This is a genomic window from Limosilactobacillus balticus (assembly GCF_014145615.1).
Taxonomy (GTDB): domain Bacteria; phylum Bacillota; class Bacilli; order Lactobacillales; family Lactobacillaceae; genus Limosilactobacillus; species Limosilactobacillus balticus.
Genome location: NZ_JACIVH010000064.1, coordinates 1 through 15,608, shown reverse-complemented (window position 1 = coordinate 15,608; position 15,608 = coordinate 1). Strand labels below are relative to the sequence as shown.

General features: G+C 37.4%; 14 protein-coding genes, 2 tRNA genes and 2 pseudogenes. 13 read left to right on the top strand and 5 right to left on the bottom strand.

Going from position 1 to position 15,608, the window contains the following annotated elements:
* Positions 1–46 precede the first annotated feature (46 nt).
* Genes H5S10_RS04650 through H5S10_RS04640 form a run of 3 tightly spaced genes read left to right on the top strand, consistent with a single transcriptional unit; the run spans position 47 to position 3,590 of the window.
* Positions 47–835: a phage tail domain-containing protein gene (locus H5S10_RS04650; RefSeq protein WP_231796084.1), complete on the top strand. Its 789-nt coding sequence runs from the start codon at positions 47–49 to the stop codon at positions 833–835.
* 27 nt (positions 836–862) lie between these two features.
* Positions 863–3,382, top strand: coding sequence for a phage tail protein (locus H5S10_RS04645; protein ID WP_182588998.1), 2,520 nt, complete (start codon positions 863–865; stop codon positions 3,380–3,382).
* A 52-nt stretch (positions 3,383–3,434) separates the two neighbouring features.
* Positions 3,435–3,590: a hypothetical protein gene (locus H5S10_RS04640; RefSeq protein ID WP_182588898.1), complete on the top strand. Its 156-nt coding sequence runs from the start codon at positions 3,435–3,437 to the stop codon at positions 3,588–3,590.
* Here the strand turns inward: H5S10_RS04640 and H5S10_RS04635 are convergent.
* Positions 3,562–4,134 (bottom strand): hypothetical protein, encoded by a 573-nt coding sequence (locus H5S10_RS04635; RefSeq protein ID WP_182588897.1) that lies wholly within the window; start codon positions 4,132–4,134, stop codon positions 3,562–3,564. The two genes, H5S10_RS04640 and H5S10_RS04635, sit on opposite strands and share 29 nt — an antisense overlap.
* Positions 4,135–4,188: 54 nt before the next feature.
* Between H5S10_RS04635 and H5S10_RS04630 the strand changes: the two genes are divergently transcribed.
* From H5S10_RS04630 to H5S10_RS04600, 7 genes are all read left to right on the top strand, one after another.
* Positions 4,189–4,635: a hypothetical protein gene (locus H5S10_RS04630; RefSeq protein ID WP_182588896.1), complete on the top strand. Its 447-nt coding sequence runs from the start codon at positions 4,189–4,191 to the stop codon at positions 4,633–4,635.
* A 48-nt stretch (positions 4,636–4,683) separates the two neighbouring features.
* Positions 4,684–7,896, top strand: a complete 3,213-nt coding sequence (locus H5S10_RS04625) for an SGNH/GDSL hydrolase family protein (RefSeq protein ID WP_182588895.1) — start codon at positions 4,684–4,686, stop codon at positions 7,894–7,896.
* A 190-nt stretch (positions 7,897–8,086) separates the two neighbouring features.
* Positions 8,087–8,731: a hypothetical protein gene (locus H5S10_RS04620; protein ID WP_182588894.1), complete on the top strand. Its 645-nt coding sequence runs from the start codon at positions 8,087–8,089 to the stop codon at positions 8,729–8,731.
* A 59-nt stretch (positions 8,732–8,790) separates the two neighbouring features.
* Positions 8,791–9,102, top strand: coding sequence for a hypothetical protein (locus H5S10_RS04615; protein WP_182588893.1), 312 nt, complete (start codon positions 8,791–8,793; stop codon positions 9,100–9,102).
* A complete protein-coding gene (locus H5S10_RS04610) occupies positions 9,089–9,520 on the top strand; it encodes a hypothetical protein (RefSeq protein WP_182588892.1) in 432 nt (143 codons plus the stop codon). Before H5S10_RS04615 ends, H5S10_RS04610 begins: the two co-directional genes overlap by 14 nt.
* Position 9,521: 1 nt before the next feature.
* Positions 9,522–10,628 (top strand): LysM peptidoglycan-binding domain-containing protein, encoded by a 1,107-nt coding sequence (locus tag H5S10_RS04605; protein WP_182588891.1) that lies wholly within the window; start codon positions 9,522–9,524, stop codon positions 10,626–10,628.
* A gap of 107 nt (positions 10,629–10,735) precedes the next feature.
* Positions 10,736–11,431 (top strand): hypothetical protein, encoded by a 696-nt coding sequence (locus H5S10_RS04600; RefSeq protein ID WP_182588890.1) that lies wholly within the window; start codon positions 10,736–10,738, stop codon positions 11,429–11,431.
* Positions 11,432–12,089: 658 nt separating this feature from the next.
* Here H5S10_RS04600 and H5S10_RS04595 read toward each other — a convergent pair.
* Positions 12,090–12,356, bottom strand: a pseudogene (locus tag H5S10_RS04595) (tyrosine-type recombinase/integrase); the annotation flags it as partial.
* Positions 12,357–12,376: 20 nt separating this feature from the next.
* On the bottom strand, positions 12,377–13,234 hold the full coding sequence (locus H5S10_RS04590) for an alpha/beta hydrolase (RefSeq protein ID WP_182588889.1): 858 nt from the start codon (positions 13,232–13,234) through the stop codon (positions 12,377–12,379).
* A gap of 320 nt (positions 13,235–13,554) precedes the next feature.
* Here H5S10_RS04590 and H5S10_RS04585 point away from each other — a divergent pair, with 320 nt between their 5' ends.
* From H5S10_RS04585 to H5S10_RS10545, 3 genes and pseudogenes are all read left to right on the top strand, one after another.
* A complete protein-coding gene (locus tag H5S10_RS04585) occupies positions 13,555–14,202 on the top strand; it encodes a DsbA family oxidoreductase (protein WP_094504622.1) in 648 nt (215 codons plus the stop codon).
* A 130-nt stretch (positions 14,203–14,332) separates the two neighbouring features.
* Positions 14,333–14,686 (top strand): hypothetical protein, encoded by a 354-nt coding sequence (locus H5S10_RS04580; protein ID WP_094504623.1) that lies wholly within the window; start codon positions 14,333–14,335, stop codon positions 14,684–14,686.
* A gap of 176 nt (positions 14,687–14,862) precedes the next feature.
* Positions 14,863–15,030 (top strand): annotated as a pseudogene (locus H5S10_RS10545) (ISL3 family transposase); the annotation flags it as partial.
* A gap of 352 nt (positions 15,031–15,382) precedes the next feature.
* Here H5S10_RS10545 and H5S10_RS04575 read toward each other — a convergent pair.
* Positions 15,383–15,454: transfer RNA gene (locus H5S10_RS04575), tRNA-Gln, on the bottom strand.
* Positions 15,455–15,492: 38 nt separating this feature from the next.
* Positions 15,493–15,565: transfer RNA gene (locus H5S10_RS04570), tRNA-Val, on the bottom strand.
* Positions 15,566–15,608 lie beyond the last annotated feature (43 nt).

The window sequence follows — 15,608 nt, the reverse complement described above, 5'->3', positions numbered from 1 at the left end:
AATCGCTGTAAATATTCTTTACATTAAAATTGATGATCAAAAAGAAGTGGCCAGTACAGATATTACTGACCACTTAACTTTTCTTGGCTTAACTGAATCGCCTAGTATTGTTAATAATTACCGTGATGATTCCCAACAAGATGGTCAAATTTGGAGTTATTCCCGTTATGGTCAAACAACAATTACTGCTAAGTTCTTATTGCAGTTCTTTGATCGAAAAGACTTTAAGATGGCAAAACACGAAATTTATCGTGTCTTTGCACAAAAAGGAATCTTTAGGTTAAGAACAGGAGTTGAGCCGGATATTGTCCGTTACTGTCGGGCTAGTTCGTTTGAGATTAAAAGCGAACCAGAAGAAGTTAACTATTGTACGTTTGAAGTACCTTTCGAAAATCCTAGCGGAATGCGGTTTAGTAAATTGCATACGGATGAGATGAAAGATGAGGATTTCTTAGATTTGAATATGAACATGGATGAGGAAACTCCTTCATATCATTTCAAGGGTCAGAATAAATTTTTCATTTTTAATGATAGTGATATTACAATCGACCCGGTTGAACAGCGCCATGATCTAAAAATTACTATTAAGCATAATGGCGGAAAGTTCACGGTAAAGAATACAACCACTAATACTTCCTGGACGTACAATCAAAATCTATCCGGAAACGATACTCTTTTATTAAAGGGACGTCGGACATTTAAGAATAATAACCCAGACAGTGCCAATACCGATTATGGCTATATTACTTTAGCACCTGGAAAGAATGACTTTGAAGTTACTGGTGCAGATGATTTGGAAATTACATTCAGTTTCCCATTTATGTATCTTGGTTAGGAGGTGAGGACAATTAGTTTAGTATTGATGACACCTCATAAAGAGACAACTAAGGAGCCAATCGGAGACATTATTCTCTGGCCAACAATGCAAAGCGAGTGGTCTAAGAATTCGACCTTTCAATTGACTTTTTCAGTATTTGATTACGATTCAGCATTGTATGATCCATTAGATGTTGAAAGTTCGATTGTGCTTGAGGGACAGGAATATATTGTAAAAAATTGTGTTGAAAACTTTGATACTAATACGAAAAATATCACTGCTTGGCATGTCTATAATGAGATTAGTCGAATTTATAAACGAAGTGACCTTACCTTAAATAACAATCAGGATAGTAATGCTAGTAAGGATCAGTCTTATGGAGTTGAGGACTTACTAAAGGCTTGGATTGATGGAAATAAGCTAGGCTTTAGCTATGAAGTTCATGGTAATTTTGATAAGCAGTCAACTTCTAAGTTCGATAGCGGCAGTGGTAAAGAGATGCTTAGTAAGATTACTGAGTTATGGCCAAGTGCAGTTATATATCCGGATAACAAGAAGATACGAGTTTATTCAGAAGATGAGTTCTATAAGGATAATGGTCGAGTGATTGATTTTCCAAGGGATGCAAAGTCAGTTAAAACTACTCGGGACAGTCAATCAATTATTAATATGATTCGTTGTGTTGGTGGTAAGCATGAGGTTCAGCACACTGTTTATACCGGGACAGGTGGAACTAATGCTAATGGACCAACTGAGCCAGTCAACGGTGATTGGACACCAGTTATTCAGTATGCTGCTAGCTTTTATGGAATAAAACCGAATGCTCAGCAGCTTAATGTTTTACGGGCACAAATTCAACATGAATCAAGTGGCCGGCAAGATGCTCAACAACCTGGAGCCGACCCAGATGGAGATGGTACAGGGCCAGCACTTGGATTACTTCAATTTAAGCAACGGACTTTTAATTATTATTGTCGGGAACCATATACTAATGTTAAACATGGCTTTGATACATTAGTTACTTTCTTTAATATTCCTAATGCGTTAGGACAAATTAATGGTGTTACTGGTTGGAGTCCACATGGTGCTCCAATTACGAAAGATAAATTGATCATTTCACCACCTAATCCGTGGGGATGGCCTTTTCCAGATATTGGAGAAGGTCATTTTTCATTGGGACAAACTTTTGGAACGCACCCTCAAGATGGAGTAGGGCGAACTAATGGTTTTCATGATGGTCTTGATTTTGGTTCTGTCGATCATCCTGGACGTGATGTTCATGCGATTCATGGTGGGAAAGTCCAGAATATTGGATATATTGCTGGACTGGAAAACTATATAACCATTGTGTCGAATGATTATTTAATTTGCTACCAGGAAGCATTTTTGAATCGAGGAGATATTACTGTTCAAGTTGGGCAAGAAGTTAAGACGGGGGATGTTATTGGCCACCGTGATACTAGCCATCTTCATATTGGAATTACTAAGCAAAAGAATTTAATGACTGCATTGAAAAGTGCCTGGTCAAATGATGGAACCTGGCTTGATCCCTTACAAGTTATTCGTGATGGTATCGGTGGTAAAGAAACCAATGATACTGTCGGAAATGATACAACCACAGAATCACAGGAAGAGTATTATTTTCAACCGTTTATGGTAGTTGATCAAAAGTCAATTGACGAATGGGGAGAACATCCTGGACCTGATCTTGTTGATGAAAGATTTCAAGATGCGGATGCAATGCGTAAATATGCCTTAACTACTCTTAAACCTGATCCGGATTTAAATATTGAAGTTACACTCCAGGGAAATTCATTTATACCTGTTGCTGGTGAAATTCTAAGGGTGCTTGCGCGTGATAAATATTCAGGTAGTTATAAAACTGTTGGCTATACGATTTATCCGGAAGCCAAGGGACAGGATAACCAGATTACGTTAAATAATTCAAAAACGACTATTTTAGATTATCAAAACCAGAAAGCTAAACGTCTGCAAGAAGCTCTTGAAGAACAACGACTCCGGATTAGTGGATTAGCAAATAGCATGGATCAGCAATCTAAGTCATTAACACAAGTCGTGAATGATAAGAAAGAGACGGATAAGAATATGGAAGCAGTAGACCAGAATATTTACTGGATGCAAAATGGTCAGCATAATTTAGTAACTACGATGGCCGGCGGAACTGTTTCCAGTGAAAAATACAATGACAGTCCGGTAATTGAGGTTGAACAAGGCACTCTCAGAAGCAATGAATTTAATCTCAACGGTGTCTCCTCCATCTCAAGTCGTCTCATGGCTAAGTTAAATGCGACCGATAATTCAATTTCCGCTACTACTTATGTTGAATTCTTAAAGAGTGATGGCAGTTCAGCCGGCAAATCGAATGTTGTCTATATCGTCAATAACGGTGCTTGGCAATCCGCTGGCACAGTTAACATTAAGGTTCCAACCAGCACTACTAAAGGAAGATTAGTTTTTAATGTTTCCGGATCTGGTAAAGCATATGTATCACGGGCCCAGGTAAATATAGGTTATAAAGTGACGGATTGGAGTAGTTTGAAGTGAGAAAACAATAAAAGTCCCACCTAATTTAGGCAAGACTTTAAGGAGGAATTTTATGAATTGGCAAGTTGGAATCGTAAATGGTGCATTGTTTGCATCCTTGTGTGGTTGCTGTATTCAAGCCGCTTTATATCATGATTGGAAATGGATAAATATATTTTACTGGGGCTCTGTAATTTTAATTATTTTTCTTTCAATAATTTTTGATTAAACGTTATTGCAATTTTATCAATATATTTTCTATAGTATTCTTTTGACTCTAAGAGTGCCATCTCGTTTTCTGGATGGTCATATATTGTATATATAATATCTTTTTCCGGCCGATACGAATGAATTTTATTAATATATTCTTCACACTCTGGACAGTACATTAATACTAACAATTCAAGTTCTCTTTGTTTTTTGGAAAATTCGATTCCCTTATTGTGCCAAATTTGATAAGCAACATCAATCTCGCTGTGAGTAACTTTAAGATATTCCTCAAATAAATCTTGCATACGATCAGATACGAAATCGAAATGTTGTTCAGATAATTTAGTCTGTAATTCATATTTTTTCAAATTACGCTCTTCTTGATTGTTTTTTAGATTATTTTCTGCTATTTGCTTCTGTAGATTAAAATTATTTTGCTCTTTAATTTTATTCAACTCAGCAGCAGATTTTTCTTTCTTGCCACTGTAGTACATTTGAAGTCCATTACCTATTAAAGATAAGATTGCGATGATTGTAATTCCATCTATTCCAGTAAATTTCATTTTCATCACCTCTTTCCACCAATAAATAAGTATACCAAAGGAGGAGTTCTTATTTTGGAAAATAAAAATGTGATAAACGTTCTCAAATATATTGAAGAAACATCGCCACAAACGTTGATTAATGTGCTTAATTCTGACTTTGAGCAGACGGCCAAGCAATTTAATTCTTTCTGCCAGCTCGTCAATGACCGACTAGCGATCCATAATTCGTTGCATTACAATCACAGCCCAATTGATTCTGGCTTCAATCGAAGAACTCGAATGGACCTGATAAAGAACATCCGTGATTTGAACCAGGCCTTTGATCAGCTTGCCAGTCTGCTTAATCAATCGCCGTTCAGACAGGTAGATAAAGGGCGAATTATCCCTTATGACTTCACTGCTTGGATTGATGTCGGCATTAAGCTAACGAAAGAGCAAATCAACGACTACATCAAGCAAGTCGAAAACGTCCTAAAAGAATTATTTGATTTCAAAATAAAATATCATCTTAACGACTAAAGCCACCTCATTGCGAGATGGCTTTTCTGTTAGAAGGAGGAATTTAGAATGCAAACACAGGTCGTAACTTTAGATGTCTTAAAACCAATTGGGACTACTGTTGACCTATCCGATAGTTTCAATGCGCGGGTAGGGGATAAGATGACTCCCTTTCAATTATTTATTACTGAAGGTGGCGTGGCTAAAGATCTTAAAGGAATGCGTCCGGAACTAGAGGCCGAAGTCGGTAATGGTGCCTTACGTAATGGCGTAGCAGTCATGGCCGCTGGTGCTAAAGGCGTTCACTGGGTCGGCAGCACTAATAATGTAACTGGCTATAATCAATTAACCTTAGCCTTCCCAGCCGAAGTATTTCCCCAATCTGGTTTCTGCTACGGCCACTTAATCTTAGCCAATGACGCCGGCGTCCGCGAAACATCCGTTGATATCTGGTTCCAAGTCCTTGATGGCGCACCATTAATGGGACTAGTTGCGGATCACTACGACTCCGAATTGCAACTGGAATTAGCAAAGGCAAAGAATGCTAATAACCAGTTTTCTCAGGAAATGCGAGATACTTACAATCAGCAGGTTACAGATGCGCAAAATGCGTTGACCAGAGCAAGTAGCGATTTAAGTCATCTATCAGAATCCGTTGGTGCAGTACAAGCACAGATTGACGCTGACAATATCATTACTAAGCAACAATTTGATAATGGGATTGCTGATAATCATGACTACATTGATCAGAAGTTTAAAGAATTGATGGAAAAGATTGGTGATGCTACTCCACACTTTATCGATAAGGCTAGTGATCTTTCAATAACTTATCCAACTGGAACTAAAGGAATGTGGGTAGGCCTTGATGATAAAAATCGTTATCTTTGGTATAACAACGCTTGGACTAATTTTGGTCCATATCAAGGTGAAGGCATTAAGGACAAATACATTACCAATCGCATGATTGCTGATAATACCATTCAAGATAATGTAATTAATACGGTTCATCTATCCTCAATTCAAGATTCCTATGCTTATATCGGCGAAGCAACTGTCTGGAATGGTAAACAGACAGATCAGAGCGTCTTTATTGGTAAAGGACATAATGTAGCTTGGATTAAGAAAAGCACCGAAAGTAGTGATGAAGGAATCTTGTTCCCTGTTCGTCTACCATTTATCCCTACAGAAGATGGAGCAGCATATGTTGACTTTTACTATCAAACTGTCGATGCTGAAGGATTGGAAGATAAAGTTGATATCTGGATTACACAGAACGATGGAACAATTATTAAGTACCTCTGGGGTGGCAAGAAAAAGGAAGGATACGGGAAGATTAAGCTTCCTGCTTCTGATTTCGCTACTAATAATTATCCACAGAACTTTAGTATTTTAGTTGCAATTCATGGTGGCGCAGGAACCCTAGATGCAAGTGTCCGAGTTAGTTATAATCCCGACAATATCGAACAGCCAATACGCAACTATCAACTTGGTAACTTAATTAGCACTAATCATCCGCGCACAGGCTTATGGGATTCTGAATCATGGATTGATGCTTCTAAGATTCGCTCAAGCAACGAAGATCTGTTATCTAAAGCGATTGTCTGGAATGGTAAGCAGTACGATGCTCTCAATTACACTAATGGAGAATTAGTGAAGACTGCTGGTGATCTTAGTTATGACTCTGGAATTGCAGTACTCGTAGACGCCGATACTATCACTGATCAATATATTAAAGTTGTATATGGTTATCACGGCTCGGCCAATCCTGCAAATACTGTGGGTGTATTTTTAGGTGATGCTAGCTTTAACATTAAAGCTAGCCTTGGTGGCACCAGCGAAGTTGATGCGGCAGGTGTTGTAACTGCGCATATTGAGCCATGGGCGTTTACTAATTATGGAATTAGCAATAATCAATTTACTATCATTATCGGTGGTAAAGCCAGCGCGATCTACGTTAAGGAAATACAAGTGTCAACACTTCCTATTGAAAAAACACTTCCTAACGCGCTAACGCACGTTCACAACTACGTTGGAGAACCAGATGAGCAATTCTATGGTCAAAACGTAAACGATTTTTCTACAGCGACAAAGGCAACTATCGATGGATTAACACTAGGAACGTCGGGAACTGGCTATTCTGGTGACGATGGGCGCTTAAAGTCGATTCAAGCCTACGTTCCAGAACAGAAGTCTTATACCTTTACTGTCGGTAAAATTGACCAGAACAACCTACTTGTCAGCGGCCGGACTTTTGAAGTGCCACTAGGTAAAGGATTCAACGGCGTTGACATGACCGATTGGAATATTAAGATTGACAATGGGGAAATGCTCTTTATGGATTTGTCGGAAGCAGGTGTATATACGCCAGACGGCAGTCATCCAAGGTATCTGAACACAAAGCTTAGAGATGGCAGTCATCCTTCGACCAAAGCTGGTTATACGGGACAAATGTTCTACGATGCTGACTATCTTGTACCGTTTTCGTATTCAGTAGCAACAAAGAACATTCCACAACAAATCAGCACACTAAAAGAAGAACTAACAGTAACAAAGGAGCAACTGGCAAAAGAAAAGGCGAAGAAAGTAGACGTTATTACTTCTCCTAACGGTAAATCGTATCGATTAGTAGTAGGCGATGACGGCTCACTGTCTGCTGTTTCAACACTACCAAATAATGTTGTTATTTTTGGTAACTCACTTACTTTAGCCGATGGGTATATCGGCATGGCGGCTAGTGACCCGAACCATGATTACTACCACTACGTTACTGAATACATCAAGAGTAAGAACCCTAATGTTAAAATTAACGATCGAACCGGTATGGGTACGTGGGAATCGGCTACTACAACCGCCGACCGTGAAAAAGTTTTCAATGAAACCACAAAGCCGTTGCTTTCTGCAGACACAGACCTAGTAATTATCCAATTAGGTGACAACGTTAATACTCCAGAGAAGAAGGCCACGCTTGAACATGACGCTGGCGAGTTTATTCAAGAAATTCATTCCGTTTCACCTAAAGCTAAAATCTATTGGATCTATGGCTGGTTCGGTAATTATGAGAGTGTATTTACACCAATTCAAAATGCTTGTGATGCCAATGGAGCAACTGGGATTGACGTAAACGACTTGAATACGGCTGAAAATCAGAATCAGCTTGGTGCAACTCGTCATGGGATTAACGGTGAAACTTGGCAGATTACCAGACCAGGTGAAGCCATCCATCCAGGCGATAAGGGTATGAAAGCAATCGCAGATAGAGTTATTAGTAACTTTGATTTTTAGTTAATCTAAACATAGTCGCCGCAGAAATAAACAATACATAAATAAGCCTCGCAAGTGCGGGGCTTTTATTATGGGCGATTGTTAAAAAGAAAATATTGTACGTCTTATTTTAGACTTGAAGTTAATTGAAACCTTATAAGAAGTTCCGTGTCGTATTATACTTATAATATTTAAGTTAAGGAGTGTAAATATGACTAAAGAACAAGTAATTGAAAAGCTAATCGATCAGGTCAATCATAACATGGATACTTTTATCGGAATCTTGGGAATAGTATTGGCAGCTTTTTTGTATTTTCAGTGGAGACTATCTGAAAAGCAAATACAGAAGATGAAAGATAGTACTAAGCAAGAATTAGAAGAAAAGTACCATTTTCAAGAAATAATAAATAAGATAAATGAAATTGAGAAAAAAATTGGAAGAACAGAAAAAAAGCTGATTGAGTTAAACCAGAATATTAATAATAATAGGCAGAAAATAGATAGCGTTATCCAAGATGAGAATAAGAAATTTGCTGATTCGCTTGCAGCAGATGCAAAATTAGATGTTGATAAGAAAATAATGATTGCACGGCTTCAAAAGTTAGAACTTGAATCACAAGCTAACCTGTTTGTCACAATGAAAGATTTAGATGAATCTAAAAAATTGGCAGATGCTATGCAAACAAAAATTGATAAATTAATGGCAAATAAAACATTTGAACCTGTTATAGGTTCTTTATCTGCTATCTATAGAGTGTTGGAAAAATCCAACAATCAAGCCGCTAATGAGTTAGCCACTTATCTTAATAAGAAATATCCAATTGCTACCTATTTTATTGGCTTGGATAACTTTTAAGTGAATGGAATCGTCCTACCCAGGGCGTTTTTCTTTTACCCTCAAAAGGAGGTGAGGCAATGCATATCTTTACAATCCATTCCTTCCTAAGTCTTAGTTGGGCCGAGTGGGGATCTATTCTGGTAATTGGAACAGCTGTATTTGGCGGAGCGCATAAATTAATTAGCAACCTAATCAATAAAGTTCTTAATCCAATTAATCAGAATCTTCAAAAACTCAACAAGAATATTGAAGATTGGAATGAATGGCACAAACACGCCAATAAACGATTTGAAAATGGCGATAAGCACTTTATTCGTCACGATGAGCAGCTGCAAGATCACGAACGAAGAATTACAAATTTGGAGGAGAAAACAAATGAATATCATTAACGCAATTCCATCATACCTAATCACGGTTACCGCTTCGGTAACCTTTTTTGTTGCACTAAAACTAATGCAAAACTTTATTCACACCAAAGTCATTCATGCTAAAACCGAAACAGCACGAGCACGCTGGCTTTATGTTCAACAGCTGGCCGATACTGCCGTTGCTTCCCTGGTCGGTAAGAATATTGCTGGTCATGAGAAGTTTGTCCAAGCAACGCAGATTGTTCAAGCAGCACTAGAAAAGCAGGGTATCAAGAATATCGACCTTAACGCCATCGAGACTCTTGTCCAATCAGCTTATGAAAAGTCTGCATTGACACCAACCGTTGATCCGACATCGCAACAAGCACAATCGACTAAAACTGCCACTATTCCAGCCGGCCAAGCACCAGCAATCGATCCAATGAAAGGGGAAAAATAATATGCGTAATCAATTTATCGATGTTTCAAGTTACCAACCAGATACTGTTGCCTTTTTCCAAGCTGCGAAAGCTCAGGGTGCATTAGGAGTTGTTGTTAAATTAACGGAAGGGTCCGAAGATGGTTCTGCTTATGTTAACCCACGTGCGGCTGCTCAAATTCGTAACGCCTTGGCAGTTGGCTTGCGCGTATCCTGTTACCACTTTGCTCGCTATACATCAGTAGCTGATGCACAAAATGAAGCCCGGTTCTTCGTTAAGATCGCCAAGCAGTTTGGTATGTATGACGATACTTTGATGATTGATGATGCGGAAGTTCATTCGGCAGCAGATTATCAATCAGCATCCTTAGCCTTCCTCCAAGAAGTAGAAGCGCTCGGTTACAAGAATACCGGGATTTACTCCATGAAGTCCTTCTTCACTGGTGGTATTCTTAATTCACATGGCTTTGATACCCGGAAGATTTGGATTGCGGGATACGGTGTGACTGAACTGGGAATTGATAATGCAAGTGCTTGGCAATATTCCGATCATAGTATCATGGGAATTGATACCAGTTATGACTTTGACGGCGCCTTTACGACCGGTTCAGTATCAGGCAATGTTCCGCAAGTTGTTATTCCAGAACCTAAGCCGGTGCAACACGTCGGCCATCCAGCAAGCGGAACCTACATTGTCCAACCGGGTGATACATTGAGTGGAATTGCGGAAAAGTACGGAACTACATACCAGAACTTAGCAGCAATCAATAGTATTGGAAATCCAAACCAGATCAATGTCGGCCAAGTGCTCAAAGTCACCGGAAAAGCATCGAACGAAAATACTTACTTTGTTCAATCAGGCGATACGTTATTTGGAATCGCCACCAAATTTGGCACCACTGTCTCTGACCTCGTGAGCCGTAATCACATTGCTAACCCGAATGTGATCTACGTTGGTCAAAAACTTTACTTAGCCGGCAACGGTCAGTCCAATGCTTACACCGTCCAAGCAGGGGATACCCTAAGCGGAATTGCCGCTAAGTTTGGCAAGACCTGGCAAGCATTAGCTCAAAAGAATGGCATCGCAAATCCTAATATGATTTTCATTGGTCAAACAATTCAGATTTAAGTGAAAAATTATAGTAATAAACACCCTAGTAGCCGATTAATGGTTGCTAGGGTGTTTTGTCATATAGTAATCTAAATTAGATATATCATAAAAAGGAGAAAACCATGGTGTCTGAAAAGAAAAAATACAAGATATTTGATTTATCGACTCATGAAATGGCTGAAAGATCATTAGAACTATATAAAAAAGATGAAATTGAAAATGCATATTTTTACCACTTTACAACTTGTTCTTCACAGCAAAGGAACTATTTATATGATGGATTAAAACCACTTAGCAAAGTTATAACAGATTCTAGTACCTTGTTAGGATCATTTTTAGAAAAAAATAATATTCGTTTCTACTGTAAAAATAATAATCCTTTTATTTCATATAATGGGCACTCATACCTGATTGAATCTGGTGGAAGTTGGAATGATATTGCAGCACGTTTGGAAAATGATAACGGAATTAGTGGCTTTTTTATACCATATCATTTTGATTATTCTTGCATTTATAAGTGTCCTGAAATTTTAAGGTACCTTGATAGTGCCATATATGAATTAGATAATATTAGAAGTAGGCCATTAAAAGGGCCTCTTCAAACAAGATGGGAACAAGAGCATTTCAAAACTTACATATTAAAATGTTTAGTACCGATGGACAAAATAGAAGAAAAAAGGCCTAATTTTTTTAAGGATGCTGCAGAACTCGCAGCTAATAAAGATTTCAATGATATTGATGATATGTCAGAATTCGTCTACGTTGAAGATAAAGATTGTAATATGATAGAGGTTAAGGATGTAAAGGAATTCAAAATTTAATAGAGTAACATTAAACTGAATAGTTACTAAGGTAAAAAAATACCATGACTATATTCTTAAAGTATAATAAAAAACAGCGATAGCAAACACTACCGCTGAAATAGCATCTCGTACATTTCCTATCAGAATTAACCAAGTAATTCATCAATTAGATGTTTGAGAGCCTTTTTAATTACAACCTTTGCATAATGCATCAGTTGCTTGACGAGCCCGTTTGGCACGATCAGAATGAGAAGTATAAATGTCACGGGGATTTCACCCCTTTTGCGTGATAGTTTGGGTCGTTACTCCCGACACGCATTAATTATTGTATCATAAAATAATTATGTTATAATTTAAATATCAGATGAGAAGTATCGGCACGCAAATTGGATTCAGTTCGTTACTTGATCCGTACCGGTATAACGTGGGGCGCCCTGATAGGCGCTCTTTTTTATTTTAGTTAAGTTCGCACACGTTTGGCACACTAACTCCCTCGAAACGCTGATATATTAACAATCTTCTATGCTCGGGGGACGCATTTTTGTAAGATTGTATAAAAAATAAGCTCCGATAAAATGCTGATATAACGGCATTTTATCGGAGCTTTTGTTTAGTTAAAATGGTATGAAATGGTGAAAGTTTGTAAAGTTGGGGAACATTTGGGGAACATCGGCAATTAATGTTCCCCAAAATTAAAAGTTTTATCTAGGGCAGATGTAATCTGATCATCAGTCTTTTTCTTATACTCATCAATGAGATAAGCATAGGTGTTAGATGTTGTTCGAATATCACTATGGCCAAGCCGTTTACTAATAGCATATAGATCTATTCCATTAGCCAATAATAATGCGACATGACTATGCCTTAAAGAGTGGAAGTGAAAATTCTTCCGCTTGATTTTTAGATCAGCTAATATCTTTCGTAAGACTTTATTGACAGCATTAAATGATAAGAAGTGATTTATTAGCGGTTCAAATACTTGTCTAAAAAGTCCATTACAATCTTAAATACCTGTGGTTGAAGGAATTTCACATCCATGTGACTTGCACCTTCAATTTCATATAATTCAGCGGGAACATTGTTTTTTACTAATGCATCATAAAGCTTTTCACTATCTTTAATTGGAACAACAACATCCTCTGTCCCATGAAAAATAAGGAAGGGCGTAGAATGAGAATTTACATAGGTGAGGGGATTCGCAGCAGAATCAAGTTCAGGAGCGTTTTCAGGTTCAGCACCAAGCAAGTTACGGTAAACAAAATCAAAGTCATTTGATGCATTTCCTTTTTTAGCGGTTAAGGGATCAACAACTCCATAAAAAGGAACGGCTACTTGAACATCACTGGAGTAATCTAAATTAGCACCTTTGTCGAATTGGTTAAGACCGTTAGTAACACCTAGCATACTTGCCATATGACCACCAGCTGATTCTCCCATCGCAATAAATCGATTAGGATCAGCTTGAAAGCGTTTAGCATTAGCTCTCATATAACGAATAGCAGCTTTAGCATCTTCCAATTGCCCAGGAAACTGAACTTTATTGCTATCACGATATTCGACACCAACAACAATATAACCATGCCGAGCAAAATCAACCAAATTCGGCAGATGAACATTGTGGTCAGTATCCATCCATCCGCCACCAGCAAACCAAAAAATTACTGGATAACGTGTATCATCATTAGTTTGAAAATGCCGAATGACTGAAAGCTTCAAATCTCGTGTTGTATTACCAAGCCATCCAGGAACTTGCGTATACGTAATATCTGAATCTAGCCATAAACCGTCACGTACTTGGTCAACTTTAAGCGTATGTTTCATGATAAAAAACTCCTTTAAAATACTTTTGACATAGACTTCAGCAATAGTATTACATAAATATTTTAAAACACAAATCAAAAGTCTTAGTTTTGTTTAGAAAAGTTTTATTAAAGTAAAAATAAGTATTAAATAAATTCTTTTGAGAAAGCTAAAAATAGATATTCTGGGGGGAACTTTAAATTCTGTCGCATTAAAACTATAATTTTAATGACAGGTTAATTTTAAAATAAATCATTCCCTCTTTACGTATTCACTAGCAACTTTGCTTATTTTATGGTTAGATTAACTTAAATATATATATTTATAAGGAGCGATCATCTATGGAAATTCAATACTGGGCTGATATCGCGTGCCCATACTGCTATATGGGAATTACACAATTACAACGGGCGCTTAAGGAATTAAAGATTGCCGATCAGACACCATTAAAATTTATGTCATTTCAACTAGATCCAACGTTGCCAATAACAACTGATTTATCAATGACAGAATATTATGCAAAAACTCATCAACTAACTAAGCAAGAAGCTATTACACAAATAAAAAAAATTGATCAACTTGCTGCCGATATTGATTTACCAATTAAGATGGAAAATGCGATTCCTGTTAATACATTAGCTGCTCATCGCTTAATAAAATACATTGAGAGTTTAAATGATCAAGCATTACTTAATAAAGCTGTTAAACGTCTTTATCAACTTTATTTTAATGATAATGAATCAATTGCGGACTATGAAACCCTAACTGTTGCAATGAATGAAATTGGACTACCTGTTGCTGATGTTAAAAAAGTTCTTGAATCTAATCAGTATGAAGATGAGGTTCGAAAAAACGAACGGCGCGCATTTATGATTGGAATGCCAAGTGCACCACTATTTGTGATTAATAATAAATATTCAATCACTGGGGCGCAACCTTATGAAGTATTTTTAGAAGCCTTGAAAAAAGTAGAAAGTACAACTAAATAGGATTCAAGCAAATCAGAAGATAATTTCTGGTTTGCTTTTTTGTTTCCCCTGCTCTATTTGCAAAAGAAAAACTGTAATTCTTTATAAATTCTAACCATCCGGGTAGAATAAAACTGAGGAGGTCTTTAGAATGAAGGTAACAAAACTTGTTGTAGGAATTATTATGATTGTGCTCGCTATTATTATATTTGTTCAATCGATTGTAAGAGGTTTTGGGAATCCCGATCCTGCAATCCATATTTATGCTGGAACAGCTGAATTAATTGTTTCACTGTTATATCTGGCATCAGGAATTGTCTATATCGCTACTTGTGGTATTGATGGTTTAGGTGGCGATATTGCTGGATTATCGATGATGCTAATCAGCTGGGTTTTAGGTTTGCTAACGTGTACTATCTATCTCCCATTGCAACTATGGGCATGGTTGGCTTTAATTATTGGAGTTGGCTTTCTTGTTTGGCATCTTATGTTACGGCGTGAATAAAAGTGTACTGGTTATTAATGCTGTTCGATTTTACCCTACATTATTAGATTGCCTTATACACTTTCTGGTATGGATGAAAATTTCATGCCAGATTTTTTATACAAAAAAGAGGACATTTGCTGTCCCCTCGTTATATAATCAATTCACCACAAAAATCATGAAAGAAGGTTAAACAAATATCCCATAATGATTCTATCCTAAATATTCTTGGAATTAAAGATAAAATATTAAAGTTATTTCTGTTGAAAAGGCCGAACACAACGATAATCCTGTTAAAGAGTATATAACACTAATAACAGCTACTCTTTCTTATCCAATTAATCGTTGTCGTAAACTGTGGCTTTTACAAAACTCATGAACAAGCGCAATAGTGAATTACTAGAGTCAACCATCTTAGGCTACCAAAAAACAGATACAGAAATAAATACAGCTATTCAAACCTTACGTCATAATGAAATATATCTTAAATAATGCAAAGTTTGTCTATTCTAACGGGCCCCTTTAGAGGGTATCAATTGCAAAATCAAAACTCTAAATCAATTGTATTTTCGAATGACAGATATCCATTTTTAATCATAACCACCCGTCAAACAGGTGGTTTTTTGTTTCGTGCATTCGCTTTGCTCACGCACTCAACTAGGTCTAAAGACATTAATAAAAAAACAGCGAGTAATTTTACTCACTGTTTTAGACTAATTGGGCTAGCTGGATTCGAACCAGCGCATGACGGTACCAAAAACCGTTGCCTTACCGCTTGGCTATAGCCCAATTATATTAAATTGTTGAACAACTATTTAATTGCTCAATGGAGGATACAGGGCTCGAACCTGTGACCCCCTGCTTGTAAGGCAGATGCTCTCCCAACTGAGCTAATCCTCCAAAAGTGACCCGTGCGGGATTTGAACCCACGATACCAGCGTGA

Bases quoted from the DNA above. Each gene is read 5' to 3' on its own strand.
- H5S10_RS04645 (WP_182588998.1), top strand. From the start codon at position 863: ATGACACCTCATAAAGAGACAACTAAGGAGCCAATCGGAGACATTATT.
- H5S10_RS04640 (WP_182588898.1), top strand. From the start codon at position 3,435: ATGAATTGGCAAGTTGGAATCGTAAATGGTGCATTGTTTGCATCCTTG.
- H5S10_RS04635 (WP_182588897.1), bottom strand. From the start codon at position 4,134: ATGAAATTTACTGGAATAGATGGAATTACAATCATCGCAATCTTATCT.
- H5S10_RS04625 (WP_182588895.1), top strand. From the start codon at position 4,684: ATGCAAACACAGGTCGTAACTTTAGATGTCTTAAAACCAATTGGGACT.
- H5S10_RS04620 (WP_182588894.1), top strand. From the start codon at position 8,087: ATGACTAAAGAACAAGTAATTGAAAAGCTAATCGATCAGGTCAATCAT.
- H5S10_RS04615 (WP_182588893.1), top strand. From the start codon at position 8,791: ATGCATATCTTTACAATCCATTCCTTCCTAAGTCTTAGTTGGGCCGAG.
- H5S10_RS04610 (WP_182588892.1), top strand. From the start codon at position 9,089: ATGAATATCATTAACGCAATTCCATCATACCTAATCACGGTTACCGCT.
- H5S10_RS04605 (WP_182588891.1), top strand. From the start codon at position 9,522: ATGCGTAATCAATTTATCGATGTTTCAAGTTACCAACCAGATACTGTT.
- H5S10_RS04590 (WP_182588889.1), bottom strand. From the start codon at position 13,234: ATGAAACATACGCTTAAAGTTGACCAAGTACGTGACGGTTTATGGCTA.
- H5S10_RS04585 (WP_094504622.1), top strand. From the start codon at position 13,555: ATGGAAATTCAATACTGGGCTGATATCGCGTGCCCATACTGCTATATG.
- H5S10_RS04580 (WP_094504623.1), top strand. From the start codon at position 14,333: ATGAAGGTAACAAAACTTGTTGTAGGAATTATTATGATTGTGCTCGCT.